The sequence below is a fragment of the Azospirillum canadense genome, from assembly GCF_025961225.1.
GTDB classification, from domain to species: domain Bacteria; phylum Pseudomonadota; class Alphaproteobacteria; order Azospirillales; family Azospirillaceae; genus Azospirillum; species Azospirillum canadense.
In genome coordinates, this window is the sequence record NZ_JAOQNG010000007.1 from 20,001 (window position 1) to 42,723 (window position 22,723).

14 protein-coding genes, 2 rRNA genes and 1 pseudogene are annotated in these 22,723 nt (G+C 66.8%); 13 read left to right on the plus strand and 4 right to left on the minus strand.

Going from position 1 to position 22,723, the window contains the following annotated elements; all coding sequences use genetic code 11:
• Positions 1-109 precede the first annotated feature (109 nt).
• Together M2351_RS27970 and rrf are read left to right on the plus strand one after the other, a co-directional pair.
• Positions 110-2,855, plus strand: a 23S ribosomal RNA gene (locus tag M2351_RS27970).
• A 125-nt stretch (positions 2,856-2,980) separates the two neighbouring features.
• Positions 2,981-3,096: ribosomal RNA gene (gene rrf / locus M2351_RS27975) — 5S ribosomal RNA — on the plus strand.
• A 131-nt stretch (positions 3,097-3,227) separates the two neighbouring features.
• Here the strand turns inward: rrf and M2351_RS27980 are convergent.
• Positions 3,228-8,522, minus strand: coding sequence for a RecQ family ATP-dependent DNA helicase (locus M2351_RS27980; RefSeq protein WP_264659309.1), 5,295 nt, complete (start codon positions 8,520-8,522; stop codon positions 3,228-3,230).
• Between the two features lie 310 nt (positions 8,523-8,832).
• Between M2351_RS27980 and M2351_RS27985 the strand changes: the two genes are divergently transcribed.
• Positions 8,833-10,509, plus strand: a complete 1,677-nt coding sequence (locus M2351_RS27985; RefSeq protein ID WP_264659310.1) for a tetratricopeptide repeat protein — start codon at positions 8,833-8,835, stop codon at positions 10,507-10,509.
• Between the two features lie 15 nt (positions 10,510-10,524).
• On the opposite strand, the gene M2351_RS27990 is transcribed toward M2351_RS27985, so the two are convergent.
• A complete protein-coding gene (locus M2351_RS27990; protein WP_264659311.1) occupies positions 10,525-10,884 on the minus strand; it encodes a cupin domain-containing protein in 360 nt (119 codons plus the stop codon).
• 50 nt (positions 10,885-10,934) lie between these two features.
• Positions 10,935-11,399 (minus strand): annotated as a pseudogene (locus M2351_RS27995) (aldehyde dehydrogenase family protein); the annotation flags it as partial.
• A gap of 61 nt (positions 11,400-11,460) precedes the next feature.
• Here M2351_RS27995 and M2351_RS28000 point away from each other — a divergent pair.
• On the plus strand, positions 11,461-12,009 hold the full coding sequence (locus tag M2351_RS28000; RefSeq protein ID WP_264659312.1) for a FadR/GntR family transcriptional regulator: 549 nt from the start codon (positions 11,461-11,463) through the stop codon (positions 12,007-12,009).
• A gap of 6 nt (positions 12,010-12,015) precedes the next feature.
• On the opposite strand, the gene M2351_RS28005 is transcribed toward M2351_RS28000, so the two are convergent.
• Positions 12,016-13,458: a sigma-54 interaction domain-containing protein gene (locus M2351_RS28005; RefSeq protein ID WP_264659313.1), complete on the minus strand. Its 1,443-nt coding sequence runs from the start codon at positions 13,456-13,458 to the stop codon at positions 12,016-12,018.
• Positions 13,459-13,736: 278 nt separating this feature from the next.
• Between M2351_RS28005 and M2351_RS28010 the strand changes: the two genes are divergently transcribed.
• From M2351_RS28010 to M2351_RS28050, 9 genes are all read left to right on the plus strand, one after another.
• Positions 13,737-14,648: a 3-hydroxyacyl-CoA dehydrogenase family protein gene (locus M2351_RS28010; protein ID WP_264659314.1), complete on the plus strand. Its 912-nt coding sequence runs from the start codon at positions 13,737-13,739 to the stop codon at positions 14,646-14,648.
• 56 nt (positions 14,649-14,704) lie between these two features.
• Complete coding sequence (locus tag M2351_RS28015; protein WP_264659315.1) at positions 14,705-15,643, plus strand: BKACE family enzyme; 939 nt, start codon at positions 14,705-14,707, stop codon at positions 15,641-15,643.
• Positions 15,644-15,680: 37 nt separating this feature from the next.
• The gene (locus M2351_RS28020) at positions 15,681-16,460 is read left to right on the plus strand and encodes a 3-hydroxybutyrate dehydrogenase (RefSeq protein ID WP_264659316.1); all 780 of its coding nucleotides are present in this window, start codon (positions 15,681-15,683) and stop codon (positions 16,458-16,460) included.
• Between the two features lie 54 nt (positions 16,461-16,514).
• Positions 16,515-17,729 carry an ABC transporter substrate-binding protein gene (locus M2351_RS28025; protein WP_264659317.1) on the plus strand — a complete coding sequence of 405 codons (1,215 nt, stop codon included), beginning with the start codon at positions 16,515-16,517 and terminating at the stop codon, positions 17,727-17,729.
• Positions 17,730-17,912: 183 nt separating this feature from the next.
• Positions 17,913-18,488: a TRAP transporter small permease gene (locus M2351_RS28030; RefSeq protein ID WP_264659318.1), complete on the plus strand. Its 576-nt coding sequence runs from the start codon at positions 17,913-17,915 to the stop codon at positions 18,486-18,488.
• Positions 18,485-19,771, plus strand: a complete 1,287-nt coding sequence (locus tag M2351_RS28035; RefSeq protein WP_264659319.1) for a TRAP transporter large permease — start codon at positions 18,485-18,487, stop codon at positions 19,769-19,771. The genes M2351_RS28030 and M2351_RS28035 overlap by 4 nt, the downstream gene beginning before the upstream one ends.
• Before the next feature lie 246 nt (positions 19,772-20,017).
• The gene (locus M2351_RS28040) at positions 20,018-20,470 is read left to right on the plus strand and encodes a c-type cytochrome (RefSeq protein WP_264659320.1); all 453 of its coding nucleotides are present in this window, start codon (positions 20,018-20,020) and stop codon (positions 20,468-20,470) included.
• A gap of 17 nt (positions 20,471-20,487) precedes the next feature.
• A complete protein-coding gene (locus M2351_RS28045) occupies positions 20,488-21,837 on the plus strand; it encodes a cbb3-type cytochrome c oxidase subunit I (protein WP_264659321.1) in 1,350 nt (449 codons plus the stop codon).
• Positions 21,838-21,895: 58 nt separating this feature from the next.
• Positions 21,896-22,708 (plus strand): CbbQ/NirQ/NorQ/GpvN family protein, encoded by an 813-nt coding sequence (locus M2351_RS28050; RefSeq protein WP_264659322.1) that lies wholly within the window; start codon positions 21,896-21,898, stop codon positions 22,706-22,708.
• The last annotated feature ends 15 nt before the right edge of the window (positions 22,709-22,723 follow it).

Here is a 22,723-nt window from a genome sequence, read left to right on the forward strand (position 1 = left end):
GACCTCGGGCCGGCCCCTGGTGGGGTTGGTTCGATGGTCCAAGCATCTTGCGGCGATGTTGTGTGCGTGGTGTGGGCTTGCCCCTGCGCGTGGCGCAACCGCTGATGAGGATCAAGCGTCTGAAGGGCATCTGGTGGATGCCTTGGCACTGAGAGGCGATGAAGGACGTAGCACGCTGCGATAAGTCACGGGGAACCGCGAGCAGGTTTTGATCCGTGAATCTCCGAATGGGGCAACCCACCGCTTTTGCGGTATCCTCACCTGAATCCATAGGGTGGGGAGGCGAACCCGGCGAACTGAAACATCTAAGTAGCCGGAGGAAAGGACATCAACCGAGACTCCGCTAGTAGTGGCGAGCGAACGCGGACCAGGCCAATGGCCTCTTCTACATAACCGGAACCGTCTGGAAAGGCGGGCCAGAGCGGGTGATAGCCCCGTACGGGTAAACCGGAAGAGGTCTTCGAGTAGGGCGGGGCACGTGAAACCCTGTCCGAACATGGGGGGACCACCCTCCAAGCCTAAGTACTCCTCAGTGACCGATAGTGCACCAGTACCGTGAGGGAAAGGTGAAAAGCACCCCGACGAGGGGAGTGAAACAGTTCCTGAAACCGGATGCCTACAAGCAGTCGGAGCGGCCTTGCGCCGTGACGGCGTACCTTTTGTATAATGGGTCAGCGACTTGGAGTCTGCAGCGAGCTTAAGCCGGTAGGCGAAGGCGCAGCGAAAGCGAGTCTGAACAGGGCGTCAGAGTTGCAGGCTTCAGACCCGAAACCCGGTGATCTAGCCATGGGCAGGTTGAAGGTGCGGTAACACGCACTGGAGGACCGAACTCACGCCTGTTGAAAAAGTCGGAGATGACCTGTGGCTAGGGGTGAAAGGCCAATCAAACCGGGAAATAGCTGGTTCTCCGCGAAAGCTATTTAGGTAGCGCGTCGGACGATTGCCCACGGGGGTAGAGCACTGGATGGGCTAGGGGGGCGCGAGCCTTACCAAACCTAACCAAACTCCGAATACCGTGGAGCACAGTCCGGCAGACAGACGGTGGGTGCTAAGGTCCATCGTCGAGAGGGAAACAGCCCAGACCGCCAGCTAAGGTCCCCAAATCACGGCTAAGTGGGAAAGGATGTGGGAAGGCCATGACAACCAGGAGGTTGGCTTAGAAGCAGCCATCCTTTAAAGAAAGCGTAATAGCTCACTGGTCTAGTGAAGCCGGCCTGCGCCGAAAATGTATCGGGGCTCAAGCCGTGTACCGAAGCTGCGGATGTATCGCAAGATACGTGGTAGCGGAGCGTTCCGTAAGCCTGCGAAGGGCCCCCGCGAGGGTGCCTGGAGGTATCGGAAGTGAGAATGCTGACATGAGTAGCGACAAACAGTGTGAGAAACACTGTCGCCGAAAGTCCAAGGGTTCCTGCGCAAGGTTAATCCACGCAGGGTGAGCCGGCCCCTAAGGCGAGGCCGAGAGGCGTAGTCGATGGGAACCAGGTTAATAGTCCTGGGCCTGGTGGTGTGTGACGAATTCCAACGCGTGTATGTCCTGATCGGATTGGACATGCTGTAGAGGGGTTCCAGGAAACAGCCCCACCGTATAGACCGTACCCGAAACCGACACAGGTGGACTGGTAGAGCATACCCAGGCGCTTGAGAGAATGGTGTTGAAGGAACTCGGCAAATTGCCCTCGTAACTTCGGAAGAAGAGGGCCCCGTTCGTGCGCAAGCGCGGGCGGGGGGCACAGACCAGGGGGTAGCGACTGTTTACTAAAAACACAGGGCTCTGCGAAGCCACACAAGGCGACGTATAGGGTCTGACGCCTGCCCGGTGCCGGAAGGTTAAGGGGAGAGGTGCAAGCTTCGAACCGAAGCCCCGGTAAACGGCGGCCGTAACTATAACGGTCCTAAGGTAGCGAAATTCCTTGTCGGGTAAGTTCCGACCTGCACGAATGGCGTAACGACTTCCCCGCTGTCTCCAATACCAACTCAGCGAAATTGAACTCTCCGTGAAGATGCGGAGTACCCGCGGTCAGACGGAAAGACCCCGTGCACCTTTACTACAGCTTTGCAGTGGTGCTAGGGATCTCATGTGTAGGATAGGTGGGAGGCTAGGAAGCCCGGGCGCCAGCTCGGGTGGAGCCACCCTTGAAATACCACCCTTGAGGTCTCTGGCATCTAACCGCAACCCGTGATCCGGGTTCGGGACCCTGCATGGCGGGTAGTTTGACTGGGGCGGTCGCCTCCCAAAGTGTAACGGAGGCGCGCGATGGTTGGCTCAGAGCGGTCGGAAATCGCTCGACGAGTGCAATGGCATAAGCCAGCCTGACTGCAAGACCGACAAGTCGAGCAGAGACGAAAGTCGGCCATAGTGATCCGGTGGTCCCACGTGGACGGGCCATCGCTCAACGGATAAAAGGTACGCCGGGGATAACAGGCTGATGACTCCCAAGAGTCCATATCGACGGAGTCGTTTGGCACCTCGATGTCGGCTCATCACATCCTGGGGCTGGAGCAGGTCCCAAGGGTTCGGCTGTTCGCCGATTAAAGTGGTACGTGAGCTGGGTTTAGAACGTCGTGAGACAGTTCGGTCCCTATCTGCCGTGGGTGTCGGAGTTTTGCGAGGATCTGTCCCTAGTACGAGAGGACCGGGATGGACATACCTCTGGTGGACCGGTTGTGACGCCAGTCGCATCGCCGGGTGGCTAAGTATGGACGGGATAACCGCTGAAAGCATCTAAGCGGGAAACCCACCTCTAAACCAGAACTCCCTTGAGAGCCGTGACAGACCATCACGTCGATAGGAGGCATGTGGACGGGCGGCAACGCCCGAAGCTGAGCCTTACTAATCGCTCGATCGGCTTGATCCCATCGCCGCCGCGCCACGCGCAGCGGCCAGCCCACACACAAAACACCGCAACTCCGCCGCAAGAAGCAAACGTCCTCACTTACAAGACAGCCCGTCCGGTTGGATGGCTCGCGTGTGCCTTGGTGACCTGGTGGTCATGGCGAGGCTCCCAACACCCGATCCCATTCCGAACTCGGCCGTGAAACGCCTCAGCGCCGATGGTACTGCGTCTCAAGACGTGGGAGAGTAGGTCGCCGCCAGGTCACCACGGCACACGCCAACACCCAGCCGGTTGGACAACGCTCGCACGTCACTTGCACGTCTTCACGAACACACCAAAAGCCGGCGCTCCCCACGAGGAGCGCCGGCTTTTTGTTGTGCGCCTGCACTTGCCTCAACGCGCGGCTCTCGTCCACACCTCGATGATGGGAACCTCCCAGCTGTCCACGCGAAGCTTGTCGCGCCATTCCGCCGACGCGTCGGACCGGTATCGGCGCACCACGGCCAGGACGCGGGCCTCTTCCACCGATGGCACCAGGCGGAACCACGTCATCGCCGCGGCGTCCGTCGCCAATCGGGCGATCTCGGTGCCGCCCGTCGCGCGCACCCGCACCACGGCTTGGCCATCCTGCACCGCCTCCAGGCGCACCGGGTCGCCGGGGCGGAGGGTGGCCAGCGCACAGTGCAGCGGATCGTCGGGACCACGTCGGCCGGAGAAGTCGATGAACAGATGGCCAAGTCCGAGCACGCTGCGGCTGCGGTTCAGCAAAGCCTGCTCCGCCCGTCCATCGCCGCCCGCCGTTGCGCGGTCGAGGTCCAGCCCGTCCAACAGGGGCAGGTGCGGGTTCCGCACGTCGGCGCGCCGCACCAGGCACAGCGTCTCGCGCGCGCGGGTCATGCCGACGTAGAACAGCCGCCGCTCCTCTTCCTGGTTCGCGTCCCCCTTGGACCGGTTCCAGCCGCCGTCCAGGATCACGACGTGGCGGAACTCCATCCCCTTGGCGCCGTGCAGCGTGCCGATGAACAGGCCGCCGACCGGTGGGCGCTCGCGGCGCATCTGGACCAGCGCCTCGTAGAAAGTCTCGCGGGAAGCTTCGGGCTCCGCCGCGGCATTTGCGTATTTGCGATCCCAAGCTTCGAGCAGATGATCCACCACCGCCCACCAGGGCGAGGGCCCCAGCGCCGCCCGCGCCGCGTTGGCCTGCGCCCGCAGCCATGCCCCGTCCACCCGCGAACTCCGGTCGCGCAGCCGGTCGAACATCGCCACCACCTCACGCAGGCGATGGAGGGGAAAGGCCTTCCCGTTCTCTTCGAACGCCGGATCGGCCGGGACGCCATCGCGCTCGCACAGAGCTTGGAAAGGGGCCAACTCAGCGCGGTTGTGGGCAAGCACGGCAAAGTCCGCCCAATCCGTTTCGGGAGCCAGCGCGCGCAGCCGCCGCACCTCCGCCAAGGCGGCTCCGATCTGGTGGGCGGCGCCTTCCACCGCCAGCACCCGGACGCGCCCCCGGCCAGCCGGGTCGAGCGCGTGCCACCGCCCGCCGGGATACAGGCGGGCGCGGGCCTTGTTCACGCCCAGGGATTGCCCCTCCTTCATGCGCCCGCGGTTGGCGGCAATCACCGTCGCGGCCGCCTGGACGATGGCCTCGCTGGACCGATAATTTTCCAGCAGGTGGTGGACGTCGGCGTTGTAGTCGTCCCGGAAGCGGCGGATGAAAGCCACGTCGGCACCGCGGAAGCCGTACACCGCCTGATCGTCGTCGCCGACTGCCATCAGGGCGATGCGCGCCTCCGGGTCCTTTTCCTGCCGGCCGGCGATGGCGCTGACCAGATTGTACTGGTCCTCGTCGATGTCCTGATACTCGTCGATCAGGATGTAGCGGTAGCGGGCAAGCAGCCGTTCGCGCACGTCCTCGGCGTCCAGGCCGGGGAAGTCGCGCTCGCCGCGCAGAAGGGCGGTGGCGTCGCGGATCACGTCATCGAAGGCGGCGCGCGTTGCGGCCCCATCGGCGGCGCGCTCCACCCGCCCGGCGAAAGTCGCCCCGACCAGCCGCATGGCAAGCGCGTGGTAGGTGTGGGCATCCACCCACGCCGCCTCGTCCCCGATCAGCGCGCGCAGCCGCCGGCGCACCGACAGGGCGGCGGAAAGGTTGAAGCACAGCACCAGGATCGCCTGCGCCGGCACGCGCTGCACCCGCATCAGCCAAGCGCAGCGGTGCACGATGACCCGCGTCTTGCCGGAGCCCGGCCCGGCCAGGACCAGCAGGTTGCGCCCGACGCCCGCGGTGACGATGGCCTGCTGCGCCGGGTTTCCAAGGCTGGTGACGATGCGGTCGTACAAGTCCCCGGTCACCGGCCGGCCCAGTTCGGCCCGGCGGTTGCGGAAATGGCGCTCGACCAGACGGTCCTCCGGCAGGGAAAAGTAGTCGGCGGCAAAGGCCAGCGCCTGGCCCGGCTCCTTTAGGCCCAGCGTGGCGAATTCGCCCATCGCGTGGATTTGGAAGGTGCGCCCCTGGTAATGGCGCGCCAGTGGCGCGTGGTCGTCCTTGGTGTAGCGCCGGCCCCTGGCATCGGCCGGCAGGCGCAGGGTCAGCCCCTGGCGGAACACCGAAAGGCCGCTCTGCAGGACGATCGCCTTCCAATCGTGCAGCAGGAGCAGCGCCGCCTCCGCCGCGGCGAAGGCATCCTGCGGATCGGCAGCCAACAGCGCGTCGCCGCGGACGGCCTCCGCCAGTTCCTCCATGGTGAAGCTGACGACGCTCTTGCCGCCTGTGTCCGCTTGCTTGACCTTGGGGAGCAAGCGGTCGAGCACGACCCCGGCCACCGCGGTGCGGTGCCGGAACGCCTCGGCGAGCGCGTCCCAGGGACCGGACGGCCAGACCCGGTAGCGCCCGCGGGCGAGCGGGATCAGCCGCAGGCGCGCCGCGCGGTCCAGCTCGCCCAGGCTCTTCAACAGGCGCAGGGCGACGTCCGGCTGTGCCTCCGCGCGGCCGAGGTCGCGCAGGCGCTGGGTGCAGGCGTTGAGCGTCAGGATGGAGGGAGTGCCGTCCGGCGCCTCCTCCCGCATCAGGTCGATCAGGTCGCGGCCGATCGCGGCCAGCTGCCCCGACACCCGGCATGAGGCGTTGCTTCCCGTCGGCCGCACCAGCGCCGTCAGCACCGGGCCGCTTTCGATCAGCCCATGCGTGGCCATCGCGCCCAGGATGGACAGCACGCGCCCGGTCGTCTCCTGCGGCGGGGAAGGAGCAGCGGGCTCCAGCGCCGGCAGACGCGCCAGGGAATCCACCGTCAGCAGGGTTTCGTCTTCGGGATCAATGGCGTGCGCCACCAGCGCGCGGTAGATCGACGTCCAGCGGGCGATGCCGACATCCGGCAGGCCGAGTGCCGCGATGCGCCGGCGCGCCTCTTCGGTCGAGGACAGGCGGGGTCGGGCGGTTACGACCCAGGTGCGGTTCTCGTTGCGCTCCACCAAGCCGGCGCGCTCCAGCCAGGACAGGGCCGTCTTCACCTTGGTGTCGGCGTCCATGTCCTCCGCGTCGAAGCCGAACCGCAGCTCGGGGTCGGCCATCAGCTCGCCGGTGGTCGTCACCACCTCGTCCCGGCCGAGTGTGCGGGAGAGCTTGCGCACCCCGCGCAGCACCTGGGTGACGTCGCGCCGGGTAAGCTCCGACGCGGCGGACAGTCGGAACTGCGTTTCCAGGTCGGCGGGGTCGTAGAGGAGGACGCAGGCGGCCGGCTGGCGATCCCGGCCGGCGCGGCCGGCCTCCTGAAGATAAGCTTCCAGGGACCCCGGCACGTCGGCGTGGACGACCAGCCGCACCGTGTCCTTGTCGATGCCCATGCCGAAGGCGTTGGTCGCGCAGACCACCTTGATCAAGCCGTCGACGAAGCCCGCCTGCACCTCCTGCTTGGCGGGCACCTTCATGCCGGCGTGAAAGGCCGCCGCCGCCCAGCCACGTCCGGCCAGGGCGTCGCGCAGCTCCTCCGTGCGGCGGCGGGTGGCGGCGTAGACCACGGCGCAGGCGGTCGGGTCGCGGCTCGGCAGATGCTCGGCGAGCAGCTCGTCGATCCGCTCCTCTTTGTCGTCGGCGCAGACCGATTCGATGGCAAAGGTCAGGTTGGCGCGGTCCACGCCAGCGGCGAAGGGGGTCAGGTCCTGCCCCAGCCGGTCGCGGAACAGGGCGCGGATCTCCTCCACCACCTCGTGCTTCGCCGTGGCGGTGAAACAACAGATGGGCGGCGGCGCGGTGCTCTGCCGCCGGGCGAGCTCGGCAATGAAGCGTGCGGTGTAGAGATAGTCCGGGCGGAAATCGTGCCCCCATTTGGACAGGCAATGGGCCTCGTCGAAGACCCAGGCGCCGATCTGCCGCGCCTCCAGCGTGCGGGTGACAGAAGGGTTGCGCAGCTGCTCCGGCGAGACGTAGAGGATCGCCACCTCGCCGCGGCGCACCCGCTCCATCACCGCCAGGCGCTCTGGCTGGGTCAGGGCGCCGTACAGCGCGGCGGCGACCGGGCGCTTGGTCTTGGCTTCCAGGTTGTCCACCTGGTCCTTCATCAGGGCCTGCAGGGGCGAGATCACCACGGTCAGCGCCCCGGTGCGGTGATGGCGGGCCAGCGCCGGCACCTGGAAGCACAGCGACTTGCCGCCGCCGGTGGCGAGCACGGCCAAGTGCGGGCGGCCGGTCAGCCCGGCCTCGACGATCCGCTGCTGGAGGCTTCCGCCGTCCGGGGCGGCGGGCTCGGCCCGGTAAGAGTCGAAGCCGAAGGTCTGCGCCAGCCAGCCTACCGCGTCGAAGGCCCCTCCGCACCAGGGGCAGGCGGCGTCGCCGCAGGGTGTATCGCGCAGGTCCGCCAGGATCCGCGCGGTGTCCGGGTGACGGTGCCAGACCCAGGCCGGCAGGACGGAACTGCCACCGGCGACCGTCAGCCATGCCAGCGCGTAGGCGAAAGGCAGCCGCGCCTCCGGCGCCGCGATCCGGGCTGGAGTCAGGCGGGCGGCGGCTGTGGCGCAGACCGCATCGCCGGCGGCGCGCCTCCAGGTGGCCAGCGCGGCGGCGGGCGAGGGGGGAAGCGCCGCACCCAGCCGGCCGAGCAGGTCGGCCATTCCCGCATGCTCCGGATGGGACAGGGCGAAGCGATGGAAGCCGGCGACGTCCGGCTGTTCCCGGGCCAGACGGGTGAGGGCATCCGCGATGTCGTGCAGAAGCGTGCGGCACAGGCGGGCATCGGCCACCGGATCGTTCAGCGTCTCCTTCGCCAGCTTGTAGTCCTTGACCAGCCGGTGATAGGGGTTGGCCGGATAGGCCAGCGGCGACAACAGCAGCGTGTCGATCACCGGCAGGGCCAGGGCGCCCAGGCCGGGCACCGCGTCGCGCAGAATCGGCAGGTCATGCGCCAGCATGTTGTGGCCGGCGATGTGGCCGGCGCGAAGGGCCAGAGCCGCCAACTCATCCAGCCCGGCGAGGTCCGATTTGCCCCGGCCCTCCCAGCGGAAGGGTGAGCGATCCCCGAGCACCGCACCCACCAAGCGCGGTTGTCCGGCGCGGTCCGCTTCGACATCGATGTACAGCGTTCGGGCCAGTGTTTCGGCCAACGTTCCAGCCAGCGCTTCGGCAAGGGCATCCTCGGCATTCGCGATGTCCGAGGCGGGCCGTTTGCGGAAAGCGGCGACGATGGCGCGGAAAGGCACGGGTTAATCCTGCTGCTGCGGCACGGGGAACAGTAGCGCCTCGCCCAAAGCACGGCTAGTGGTTGCAGAGCTTTCCACCCTGCGGCATGTCGATCCGCCGTGGGTATGGTCGTCCGACTGCTTCCGTCGGTTTGTCCCTTCTCCCGCGGCACGTCTTCAAACAGGCCGTTGTCCATGAAAAACATGCATTGGTATTTTAGAATTTATAGGTAACATCTAAAAGATGGCGTATTTAATATGGGGTTGACGTGCGATGGTGGCATGATGATGCGATCAGGCGCGCCTTGTCGTGCGGCGGAGCCTTTCGTTGATGACCACCATTCCCGAAGCTCTGCGGATCGCCGTCGGTTTGCACCAGAGCAACCGCCTTCAGGAAGCCGCGGAGATTTACGGCAGGATACTCGACGCGGACCCGTCGGTGGCCGACGCCTGGCATCTTCTCGGCGTGCTTCACCATCAGGCCGGCGACCACGCGCGCGCGGTCGACCTGATCGGAACCGCCATCGGCCACGATCCGTTCTGCGCAACCTACCACGATAACCTTGGCGCCGCGTTTCGGGCGAAAGGGCAGGGCGAGCGCGCGGTGGCCTGCCATCGGCGCGCCGCCGCGCTCGATCCGGCCTGGGCGAAGGCGTTCGGCAATCTGGCCGGTGTGCTGCTGGATGCCGGTGGGGTGGAGGCCGCCACCGCCGCGCTTCGGCGGGCCTGTCGGCTTGCTCCGGACCAGGAGGCTCTTCTCCTACGGCTTGGCGATTGCCTGCTGTCGCAAGGGAAGGCGGCGGATGCGGAAGTGGTTTACGAACGGCTCGGGAACGGTGAGCCGAGCCACCCCGCCCACCTGTATCGGCTGGGGGTTTGCAAGCTTTCCACCAGCGGGCTTCTGGCGGCCAACCCGGGGAACAGCCGCCACGTGGTTGACCCGGCCAGGATGCGCGATGCGATCGCGCTTTTCCTGCGGGCGGCGCAGGGTGGCCACGCCGACGCGTTGAAAAACAGCTTCGGCACCGCCATGCTCGCGCTGCAAAACGGTATCCTCGATGATCCGACCTTGGCGCTGACCGCGCGCTTCGCGCGGGCGGTCCTGAAGAACGGCCCGCGCCACACCGCGGCGCTGGCGGTCGTCTGCTACAATCTCTACCGCCAGAAGCGGATGGACGTGGCGTGTCGTTTCTTCCGCAAGCATGCCCGACTCTTTTCCCCGGAGGAGGTGGCCGGCGATTTCGAACTGCTGGTCTGGTCCCAGGTCCAAGGCGATCCGCGGTTTTACGAGCGTTTGAGCGGGTTTGCGCCGCGCCTGTTCAGGTCGGCGGCCCGCCGGACGCTCGCGCCGCCCGTGTCCGATGGCCGGCCCATCGTGCTGGTGGGATGCGATGAGGTGTATTGGCGGCGCTTCGGTTCGGACTTCATGGCGTCGTTCCTTGAGCGTGCGGGATCCTGCGCCCTGCACGTCCACGTCGTCAACCCATCCGCGGAAACAATGGATGCCTTGGAGCGGCTGGGTGGAACCTCCAGCGGCAGGCTGTCCTGTTCTTGCGAGGCCATCGATCTGAGCCATCTTTCCGATCCCGCACGCCTGACCTATTTCGCTTCCGCGCGCTTTGCCGTGGCAAGGGACCTGATCCGGGACGGAAAGGGACCGGTCGTTCAGGTGGACGTCGATACGTTGTTCCTGGACGATCCCGGCGCCGCGATGGGCGTATGCCCATCCTGGGACATCGCCATGATGAAGGACCGGAGCGGACGCGGGCCGACGCGCGACGTCCTGGCCGGCTTCATGGCGTTCAACCGCACACCCAAAGCCGCCGCGTTCCTCGATTTGGCCGTTTCCTACATCGGCTGGCACTTCGACGAAGGGCGGGCCTACTGGGGTCTGGATCAGGCCGCGCCCTACTGCATTCACGACTGGCTGGCGCGATCCGGGACGACGCCGGCCGTCGTCTGGTTCGATTTCGAGAATTTTCCTTTCCTGGAGTTCCTGGCCAAATAGATCACGCCCAACACATCACGCCGGGGACGGGAAGGTCGCGTAGACCTTGCGCACGGTCTCGACGACCTCGCCGATGCCTTTCCATCCCTTGGGAAGCAAGGCCGTGTCGCCGGCCCGCAAGGTCGTCACCGTGCCGTCGGCGGTGAGGACCCAGACGCCAGAGAGCAGGACGAACACCTCGTCGACGGTGCGCTCCAGCCGGCACTTGCCGACGGTCAGTTCCCACACGCCGGCGGTGCGGCCCGTGTCCTCGCTGCGGTGGACGACGTGGACGCGCACCTCCGGCGCCGTTGGCGCGATGGCCGTCGGGTAGATCTTGGAGGAGGTGACGATATCCGCGCCGGCCGTGTTTTCGATGACGGTGAGCGTGCTCATCCCCGATCTTCCTGCTTGTGGTGCATTGCTCTGGTTGATCACCCGGTCCATTACAGGCCGACGCACATGTATTTGATCTCCAGGAAGTCATCCATGCCGTACTTGGAGCCTTCCCGGCCGATGCCGCTTTCCTTGATGCCGCCGAAGGGCGCTACCTCGGTGGCGAGCAGGCTTTCGTTGATGCCGACCATGCCGTATTCCAGGCGTTCGGCGACGCGCCACACCCGGCCGAGTTCGCGGCGGTAGAAATAGGCGGCGAGGCCGTATTCCGTGTTGTTCGCGATGCGCACGGCCTCGTCCTCCGTATCAAAGCGGAAGAGGGGGGTGACCGGCCCGAAAATCTCCTCGCGCGCCACCCGCATGTCGGTGGTGACGCCGGTCAGCACGGTCGGCTCGAAGTGATTCGGCCCGAAGGCGTGGCGCTTGCCGCCGGCGGTCAGCGTGGCACCTTTGGCGATGGCGTCGTCCACCAGTTCCTGCACCTTGGACACGGCCTGGGCGTTGATCAGCGGCCCCAGCTTCGGCGTCAGCCGCACTGTGGTGCGGGAGGCGGTGGCGCGCCTGAAGACCTCGGGCTTGCTGGGCACCCGCCAGGGGCTCGGCGTGTTCGTCGTGTCGAACCGGCGCCAGTCGTCGTTCCAGATCGACCACGGCGAACTGGAACCGGCGGAGCAGATCGTCAAGCTGGCCGAACTGCGCATGGGGATCGAGACGGAGGCCGCCGGCCTGGCCGCGGAACGGCGCACCGAACGCGACCTCCTCGACATGCGCAAAGCGCTGGACAAGGTGGCCGAGGCGATCGAAAGCGGGAAGGTCGAGGCCGGCGTCGATGCGGACGTGCGCTTCCACCGCGCCATCTGCGCCGCGACCCGCAACCCGCACTATCTGACCTTCACCACCTTCCTCGGCCAGTTCCTGCATGAGAACATCATGATCTCGCGCAAGCGTTCGGCGAAGAAGGCCGACCGCGGGGCGCTCGCCCAGGCGGAGCATCTGGCGATCTACGAGGCCATTCTCGCCCGCGATCCCGAGGCCGCCCGTGCCGCCGCAAGACGGCATGTGGAGAACACCGCCCACCGCCTGACCGACAACGACAGCTTCGTGGACCAGGAGGAGGGCGCCTGAGGGCGCCTACGCGTCGGCATCCGCGGTGATGCCGTGCTTGCGCAATTTCGCATACAGGTTGGTGCGCGACAGGCCGAGGCTCCGTGCCGCTTCCAGCTTGTTGCCCTTCGCCTCGTCGAGTGCTGCGAGGATGAGTGACCGCTCCAGCTCATCCATCGCTTCGGCGAGCGGACGTTTTCTGGTTGGCGGGGCGGAGCGTTGGACGGCGGTTCTCGGAAGCACGTCGGCGAAATCCTCGGCCAGAATGCGCTCCCCGTCGGTGCGCACATAGACCTGCTCGATGACGTTGGCCAGTTCACGGACGTTGCCGGGCCAGTCGTGCCCGCGCAGCGCGTCCAGCGCCGAGGTCGTGAGGTCGCGCATCGGCTGATCGAGGCTCGCGGCTGTCCGTTCCGAAAAGAGGGAGGCGAGGATCTCCAGATCCTCCCGGCGGTCGCGGAGCGCCGGGAGTTCGATCGGAAAGACGTTGAGGCGGTAGTAGAGGTCCGACCGGAACGCGCCGTTGCGCGCCATGTCCGCCAGTGGCCGGCTGGTCGCGGCGATGATGCGAACGTCGACCTTGATGACTTGGTTGGACCCCAGCGGCTCGACCTCCCACTCCTGCAGCACGCGCAGCAGCTTGGCCTGGAGCGGCAGCGGCATGTCGCCGATCTCGTCGAGGAACAGCGTGCCGCCGTGCGCGAGCTGGAACTTTCCCGGGCGCGGTTGCCGCCCGGCGCCGGTGTAGGCCCCCGGCGCGACGCCGAAGAACTCCGCCTCCAGCAGGTTTTCGGGAATGGCCGCGACGTTGAGGCCCACGAAGGGACGATCGGCCCGGTCCGAGGCCGCATGGATCGCGTGCGCCACCAGTTCCTTGCCGGTTCCGGTCTCGCCCAGCAGAAGCACCGCCGACTGGATCTGGCCAGCCTTGCGCACCAGCCGTTTCACCTGGAGCATCGCCGGGCTGAAGCCGATCAGGTTCTCGACCGTGTATTTCGGCACCCGGCTGGCGGCGAGTTCCTTTTCCATGCGCGCGAGACGCGATTGCAGCTTGTTGAAGCGCTCCGCGATGGGCCGCAGGTAGGTGAGGCTGTTCTTGAGCGCGAAGGCGATGGCGCCGATGATTTCCCCACGCTCGTCACGCAGGGGCAGGCGGCTGACCAACAGCGTGTGCTCCCCGTAGCGCATGATGTCGAGCGGCATGGAGCGACCGGTTTCGACCACGTCGCGCATCCGGCTGTGCGGGATGAGGCGTTCGACGGGCTGCCCGACCACGTCCGCCACGGACCGGATGCCCAGCGCCTCCATCCGCTTGTCGTCGAACCAGACGTGCTTGTCGTTGGACCAGACGATGCGCGCGTCCTTGTCGACCAGGATGGCACCGTCGATCATTTCGTCGATCATCACCATCAGGGCGCGCGCCGCTGCAAAGTGCCCATCGCGTTCCGCCGTCACCCGTTCCGCCGTCATGGCCCGCCTCCCGCCGCCCTGTCAAAAATCTGAACACTGTCTGTCAAAAATTGGCACACGGCGAAAGCGCTGATTTGCTGGGCCGTGCGCCGCACACCGTGGCGCGATGTCCGGAATCGCAAACAATCCTCGCGCCGATCACCGGCCCGGATGGATCAAGCCCCTGCATTGCAACGAATTTTTCCGCTGGCACGCCTGTTGCTACTTAGCGCTCAAGAAAAACGTGGGCGTTGCGAACAATCGGCCGAACGACCTGCACAGGGGGGAAAGCGCAAGGCATGACGCAGCAGCGTATCGGAATCATCGGCGCCGGACTGATGGGGCACGGAATCGCGCAGGCCTTTGCCGTCGCCGGTCACCGCGTCGACATCCAGGAGCCCGATCCCGGCCGCCGGGCCGGGATCCTCGGCCATGTCCGCCGCAACCTCCAGGGGCTGGGCATGGACGCCGCTGCCGCGGACTGGATCCGGCCCTGCGAAACACTGGAGGACGCCGTCGGGCACGCCGACATTGTCATTGAGGCGGTCCCTGAGGACCTGGAGCTGAAGCAACGGATTTTCGCGGCGGTCGAGGCCGCGGCGCCGGCCCACGCGCTTTTGGCGAGCAACACGTCGGTGATCCCGATCACCCGGATCATGGAGCGGCTGCGCGACAAGACCCGCGCCATGGGCACACACTGGTGGAACCCGCCCTACCAGATCCCGCTCGTCGAGGTCATCCAGACGGCCGACACCGCCGATGCGGCGGTCGCCGCGATGATCGACCTGCTGACCGCCATCGGCAAGATGCCGGTGCATGTGCGCAAGGACGTTCCCGGCTTCATCGGCAACCGCTTGCAGCACGCGCTCTGGCGCGAGGCGATCGCGCTGGTCCAGAACGGGGTGTGCGACGCCGAGACGGTGGACACCGTGGTCAAGGCCAGCTTCGGCCGGCGCCTTGCCGTTCTGGGGCCGCTGGAGAACGCCGACCTCGTCGGCACCGACCTGGCGCTCGCGGTGCACGAGCATGTCCTGCCGGACCTCGACCGCACGCCCGGACCGCTGCCCCTGCTGCGTGACCTCGTCGCGTCCGGGCGGCTCGGCATGAAGTCCGGGGCCGGTTTCCGGACCTGGACGGAGGCGCAGCGGACCGAGACCCACGCCCGCTTGGCGGCCCATCTCCGACGGCTGGACGACATCGAGCGCGAGTGATCGCGCGAACTCAATCTTCAGCGGCCCGTTGGGCCGGACACATAGGAAAACGTCATATGGCCGCACCATCGAAGAAGGTCATCATCAGCTGCGCGTTGACGGGGTCGATCCACACCCCGACCATGTCGGACGCGCTGCCGGTGACGCCGGATGAGATCGTCGAACAAGGGGTTGGCGCCGCCGAGGCCGGTGCTGCGATCCTGCACCTGCACGCCCGCGATCCGCGCACCGGGCAACCGACGCCGGATCCGGCGGTGTTCATGCAATTCCTGCCGCGCCTCAAGCAGGCGACCGACGCGGTGCTCAACATCACCACCGGCGGCTCGCTCAACATGACGGTGCAGGAGCGCCTCGCCGCCCCCCTCCGGGCCCAGCCGGAGATGTGTTCCCTCAACATGGGCTCGATGAACTTCGGCATCTTCCCGCTGGCCGACCGCTACAAGGATTGGAAGCACGAGTGGGAGGAGCCGTACCTGCGCAGCACGGACGACTTCATCTTCCGCAACACCTTCCGCGACATCGCCTACATCCTGGAGCATCTGGGCGAGGGCTGCGGCACGCGCTTCGAGTTCGAGTGCTACGATGTCGGGCACCTCTACAACCTTGCGCACTTCGCCGACCGCGGGCTGGTAAAGCCACCCTTCTTCGTCCAGACGATCTTCGGCATTCTCGGCGGCATCGGCGCGGAGCAGCGCAACCTCGTCTTCATGCGCGAAACCGCCGACCGTCTGTTCGGCAAGGACTACGAATGGTCGGTGCTGGCCGCCGGCCGTCACCAGATCCCGTTCACGACCATGGCCGCCGTCATGGGCGGCAACGTCCGCGTCGGGCTTGAGGACAGCCTGTACCTCAGCAAGGGCCGGCTCGCCCGGAACAGCGCGGAGCAGGTGGCGAAGATCCGCCGGATCCTGGAGGAACTGTCGCTGGAGGTTGCTACCCCCGCCGAGGCGCGCGCCATGCTCGCCCTGAAGGGCGCCGACCAAGTGGCGTTCTGAGCGGCGCGCCAAGAGATCCAAAGGGAAGGAAACAGAGATGCGAAACAGGAACGCTGTCGTCACCGGCTCCACCACCGGCATCGGTCTGGCGACCGCCCGCGAACTCGCCAGCCGCGGCTGCCATGTGATGCTCAACGGTTTCGGCGACCGTGCGGAGATCGACCGGCTGTGCGCCGGGATTGCCGAACAGAGCGGCACGACGGTCCTCTATTCGGGGGCCGACCTCAGCCGGCCGGAGGAGGCCCGCGCCATGATGGCCCAAGCGGCCGAGAAACTTGGTCCGATCGACATCCTGGTGAACAACGCCGGGGTGCAGCATGTCGCGGCGGTGCACGAGTTCCCCGACGACAAGTGGGACCTGCTGCTCGCCGTCAACCTGAGCGCCGCCTTCCACACCATCAAGGCGGCCCTCCCCGCAATGCGGGAGCGGGGCTGGGGGCGCATCGTCAACACGGCGTCGGTCCTCGGCATGGTAGGCGCCCCGCACAAGCCCGCTTACGTCGCCACGAAGCACGGGATCATCGGCCTGACCAAGTCCGTGGCGATCGAGGTCGCGGAGCACGGCATCACCTGCAACGCGGTGTGCCCCGGCACGGTGCTGACCCCCATCATCGAAAAGCAGATCGCCCAGCAGGCACAGGTCACAGGCCTGCCGGAGGAGGGCGTGCTGAAGGCGGTGTTCCTCGACAAGATGCCGACCGGCCGGCTGATCCCGCCGGAGGAGATCGCCGCCGCCATCGTCTTCCTGTGCTCCGACGCCGCTGCGTCGATCACCGGCGCCGTCATTCCCGTGGACGGCGGCTACACGACTCACTGATCCTTCAAACGGCGACAATCCCAACCACCAAGAATCAGCATTAGGGAGCGAAACATGCGCACGAAGCTTCTCGCCGGCCTCCTCGCCGGTGCCGCCTTTTCCGCTCTGGCCTCCGGCGCGGCCCAGGCCCAGATGTCGGACAGCGTCATCAAAATCGGCATGCTGTCCGACCGATCGGGCATCTACGCCGACATCAACGGTGAGGGCTCCGCCGTGGCCGCACGGCTGGCCGCCGAGGAGTTCGGCAACGCCATCAACGGCACCAAGGTCGAGATCATCGTCGGCGACCACCAGAACAAGGCGGACATCGCGGCCAACCTGGCGCGCCAGTGGATCGACACCGAGAAGGTGGACGTGATCGCCGACGTGCCGAACTCCGCCGCGGCGCTGGCCGTCCAGGCCATCACGCGGGACAAGAAGCGCCTGTTCCTGATGTCCGGGCCCGGCTCCACCGACCTGACGGGCAAGGAGTGCAGCCCCTACGGCTTCCTGTGGACCTGGGACAACCACGCCGTCGCCTCCTCCACCGCCCGCGCGCTGATGGAGCAGGGCCGGAAGAGCTGGTTCTTCATCACCGCCGACTACGCCTTCGGCCATTCACTGGAAGCCGAGGCCGCCAACACGGTCAAGCAGCTGGGCGGCACCATCAAGGGCAGCGTACGCCATCCGCTGGGCGCGTCGGACTTCTCCTCCTTCCTGCTGCAGGCGCAGGCCTCCGGCGCGCAGGTGGTCGCCTTCGCCAACGCCGGCGGCGACACCATCAACGCGGTGAAGCAGGCCGCGGAGTTCGGCATTCCCCAGGGCGGGCAGACGCTGGCCGGCCTTCTGCTGAACATCAACGACGTCCACGCCTTGGGCCTTGAGACCTCGCAAGGCCTGATGCTGGCGAATTCCTTTTACTGGGACATGAACGACGAGACCCGCGCCTGGTCGAAGAAGTTCGAGGAGAAGACCGGCCGCAAGCCGTCGATGAACCAGGCCGGCGTGTACTCGGCGGTGAAGCACTACCTGAAGGCCGTGCAGGAGATCGGCACCGACGATCCCGACAAGGTGGCCGCCAAGATGCGCAGCACGCCGGTCACCGACATGATGATGAAGAACGCGAAGATCGCCGACAACGGCCGCGTCTTCGACGACATGTACCTGGCGCAGGTGAAGACGCCCGCCGAGTCGAAGGCGGCCTGGGATTACTTCAAGATCCTGAAGACCATCCCGGGCGAGCAGGCCTACATCAACCCGAAGGACAGCGGCTGCCCCCTCGTGAAGTGACGGATGGGGCACGGGGGCTGGAATCCAGGAACCTCTCCGCCTGACGGCGGGTGTGTCCTGGGTTCCCGCCGTCGGGCCGACCGGCAGGAAGTTGAAGCGAACCCGCGTCCGGCGCGAGCAAAGTTGCTTGCGGGCGGCGTGCATCGTCGGGATTATTGCCCACCCTTGACCTGGATGTGGGCAATGAGTGCAGAACGAGACCCAACCGCCCCGGCGCCGATCCCGAAGACGCGGGTTCCCATCGCTATTGAAGAGTTCCTGGCCGCGGCGGTGATGACGGTGATCGCCCTGATCACCTTCGCCAACGTGCTGGCGCGCTATTTCACGGACATCTCGCTGGCCTTCACCGAGGAATATTCGATCGCCCTGATGGTGATCCTGACCATGCTCGGCGCTTCCGTCGCCGTGGTGAAGGACCGCCACATGCGCATCACCTTCCTGGCCGACAAGCTGTCGCCGCGCCGGCGGCGCCTGGCCGAACAGTTCGCCACGGTCTGCATCATGGCGATGTTCGGGATCCTCGCCGTGTACGGCACGCAGGCGACCTGGGACGACTACCGGTTCGAGGTGACCTCGCCGGCGCTCGGCGTGCCGCAGTGGATCTACACGGTCTGGCTGCCGCTGCTGGCCGTGGTCGTGGTGCTGCGAGCCCTGGGACGATTGCTGCGGACCGCCAGGGAACCGTTGAGGGAGGGGCCGGCGGCCGTGCCGGCGCCGGTTCCCGTGTCCAGCGACCCGGTGCCGGGAGAACGGGCATGATCACCGCGCTGCTGTTCGGCACCTTCGGCTTCATGCTGCTGATGGGGGTTCCCATCGCCGTGGCGCTGGGGCTGGCCGGCACGGGCACCATCGCGCTCGCGCATCTGGGCGTGCTGGCGGTGCCGACCAACGTCTATTCGGGCATCGCCAAGTACCCGCTGCTGACCATCCCGATGTTCGTGCTGGCCGGCACCATCTTCGACCGGTCCGGCGTGGCGCAGAAGCTGGTGCGCTTCGCCACCGCGATCATCGGCCACGGGCGCGGCTCGCTCGCCGTCATCGCGGTCATCGTGGCGATGATGATGGGCGGCATCTCCGGCTCCGGTCCGGCCATCGCGGCGGCGGTGTGCGGCGTCATGGCGCCCAGCATGATCCGCGCCGGCTACCCGCGCCCCTACATCGCCGGAGTGATCGCCGCCGCTGCGGCCACAGACATCCTGATCCCGCCATCGGTCGCGCTGATCATCTACAGCGTGCTGGTGCCGAGCGCGCCGGTGACGGCGATGTTCGCCGCCGGCATCATTCCCGGCACGCTGGCCGGGCTGGCGCTGATCATCCCCACGCTCTGGCTCGCCATCCGCCACGACCTGGGGCGCGAGCATGCCAAGGAAAAGCGCCCGCCCTTCTGGGCCAGCTTCAAGGACGCCTTCCTCGGCCTGTTCGCCAAGGTGCTGATCCTCGGCGGCCTGCGCTTCGGCGCCTTCACGCCGACCGAGGCCGCGGTGGTCGCGGTGGTCTACGGCCTGCTGCTGGGCATGGTCGTCTATCGCACGGTCAAGCTGCGCGACCTCTACGACATGATGGTCGAGGCGGCGGAGATCTCCGCGGTGATTCTGAGCGTCGTGGCACTCGCCAGCGTGTTCGGCTGGGCGATGAGCACGCTGTCCATCATCGACCCGATCGCCAAGGGGATCGTGAACCTGGGCATCGGCGAGTACGGGGTGATGGCGCTGCTGATGGTCATGCTGATCATCATCGGCACCTTCCTGGACGGCGTGTCGACCTTCATCATCCTGCTGCCGCTGCTGATCCCCATCGCGGAAACCTATCATTGGGATCTGGTGTGGTTCGGCGTGCTGCTGACGTTGAAGATCGCCATCGGCCAGTTCACGCCGCCCATGGCCGTCAACCTGATGGTCACCTGCCGCCTGACCGGCTGCTCCATCGAGAGCACGGTGCCCTGGGTCCTGTGGCTGATCCTGACCCTGTTCCTGACGCTGGCGGCCGTCGTGGTCTGGCCGGACCTCGCCCTGTGGCTGCCGCGCCGTCTGGGCTTCACCTGACCGCGGAGAGCGGTGCATAGGTCTCAAGGCAGGGGCCCGGCGGATGACGCCGGGCCCCTTCTGTTTTGACGGTCGGCGCGCTCACCGCTTGACCGCCGTCAAGGATAGCCAGACCAAATCAGTCAACTTCCCTCATGGATGGCGGCACGGCGACCGGAGGGCCGGCTCTCCCGCCCGACCGCTCGCCCCGATCGATAGCCAGGACCGGCCCGCTGGGCCCTGATCCAGTTCCAGGGGAACCAACGCATGACGGAACGCTTCACCAAGGCGGCCGCCCGAAACATCTTCTACGGCGGTTCGCTGTTCTTCTTCGCCGCCTTCGTCTCGCTGACGGCGGCCAGCCACAAGTATGTCGTCACCACCGGCACCGACGCCGCCGGCCTGACCGAGAGCGTCGCCCGCGGCAAGGCGGTGTGGGAGAAGAACTCCTGCATCAACTGCCACACCCTGCTCGGCGAGGGCGCCTACTTCGCGCCGGAACTCGGCAACGTGTGGATCCGCTACGGCGGCGACAAGGACCCGCAGGGCGCGCGCGACGCGCTGAAGGCCTGGTTCGCCGCCCAGCCCAGCGGCATCGAGGGCCGCCGCCAGATGCCGCAGTTCCACCTCACCGACCAGCAGGTCGAGGACCTGGCCGACTTCTTCGCCTGGACCAGCCGCATCAACACCCAGAACTGGCCGCCCAAGGTCTCGGGCTGACGGGAAGGACCTCTGCCATGAAATACGAATCCCAGAAGGTGGCGCTGCCCTTCTTCTACGGCGCGCTGCTCCTGTTCGCGGTGCAGCTGCTCGTCGGCCTGCTCGCCGGCACCGTCTACGTGCTGCCCAACACGCTGTCGGAGCTGCTGCCCTTCAACATCCTGCGCATGATCCACACCAACGCGCTGATCGTCTGGCTGCTGATGGGCTTCTTCGGCGCCGCCTACTACCTGATCCCCGAGGAGGCCGAGCGCGAGCTGCACAGCCCGAAGCTCGCCTACCTCCAGTTCGGCCTGTTCATGTTCGGGGCGCTCGCCGCGGTCGTCGGCTACGTCTTCCGCATCCATGAGGGGCGCGAGTTCCTGGAGCAGCCGCTGTGGATCAAGGCCGCCATCGTCGTCGTGGCGCTGATGTTCCTCTACAACATCTCCATGACGGTGCTGAAGGGCCGGCGCACGGTCATCACCAACATCCTGGTGATGGGGCTGTGGGGCATCGCCATCTTCTTCCTGTTCTCCTTCTACAACCCGACCAACCTGGCGCTGGACAAGATGTACTGGTGGTACGTCGTCCACCTGTGGGTCGAGGGGGTGTGGGAGCTGGTGATGGCCTCCATCCTGGCCTTCCTGATGATCAAGATGACCGGCGTCGACCGCGAGATCGTCGAGAAGTGGCTGTACGCCATCGTCGGCATGGCCCTGTTCTCCGGGCTGCTGGGCACCGGGCACCACTACTACTGGATCGGCACGCCGGGCTACTGGCAGTGGATCGGCTCGCTGTTCTCCACGCTGGAGGTGGCGCCGTTCTTCGCCATGGTGGTGTTCGCCATCCAGATGGTGCTGAAGGGCGGGCGCAACCACCCGAACAAGGCGGCCCTGCTGTGGTCGGTGGGCTGCGCGGTGTTCGCCTTCCTGGGCGCCGGCGTGTGGGGCTTCCTGCACACGCTGTCGGCGGTGAACTACTACACGCACGGCACGCAGGTCACCGCGGCGCACGGCCACCTGGCCTTCTTCGGCGCCTACGCGATGATCAACCTGGCGATCTTCAGCTACGCCATGCCGCACCTGCGCGGGGTGGCGCCGTACCATCAGGCGCTGAACAAGCTGAGCTTCTGGCTGATGTGCGGCGGCATGACGGTGATGACCTTCGCGCTGACCTTCGCCGGCGTCGTGCAGGTCCACCTGCAGCGCGTGCTGGGCATGGACTACATGAGCGTGCAGGAGCAGATCGCCCCGTTCTTCTGGGTGCGTCTGGCCGCCGGCGTGGCGGTGTTCATCGGCGCCTGCCTCTACCTCTACGCCCTGCTCGGCCCGGTCCGCGCCACCGGCAAGGCCCCGCTCGGCGGCGCCGTCCAGCCGGCCGAGTGACGTGACCTGAAGACCCCTCTCCCGTTCCGGGAGAGGGGATCACACCCAGGAGAATTCCATGCCTCTCAGCGCCCTGAAGGCCGTCGCGGACGACCTCGACATTCCCTACTACCAGGCGGTCGGCGACGAGTGCGAGCTGTTCGAGCACGCCTTCCGCCACCGCCTTCCGCTTTTGCTGAAGGGCCCGACCGGCTGCGGCAAGACCCGCTTCGTGTCGCACATGGCGGCCCGGCTTGGGCGGCCGCTCTACACCGTGTCGTGCCACGACGACCTGACCGCCGCCGACCTGACCGGCCGCTACCTGCTGAAGGGCGGCGACACAGTGTGGGTGGACGGCCCGCTGACCCGCGCAGTGCGCGAGGGCGCCATCTGCTACCTGGACGAGGTGGTGGAGGCGCGCAAGGACGTCACCGTCGTGCTGCACCCGCTGACCGACGACCGCCGCCTGCTGCCGCTCGACCGCACGGGCGAGCTGCTGGAAGCGCCGGAGGGCTTCATGCTGGTGGTGTCCTACAACCCCGGCTACCAGAACGTCCTGAAGGCGCTGAAGCCCAGCACCCGCCAGCGCTTCCTGGCCATCGAATTCGACTTCCCGGCGCCGGAGGCGGAGATTGCGATCGTCGCCCGCGAGAGCGGCCTGCCGGAAGGCCGCATCGCCCCGCTGGTCCGTCTGGCCGGCGCGCTGCGTGACCTGAAGGGCCAGGACCTGGAAGAGGGCGTCTCGACCCGCCTGCTCGTCTACTGCGCGACGCTGATCCGGTCCGGCATTCGGCCGGAGCGCGCGATCCGCACCGCGCTGATCGAGCCGCTGACCGACGACGCCGACGTGCGCCAGGCGCTGCTGCGCGTCGCCGACATCGCGCTGGGCTGAGAAGCCGGAAGGATC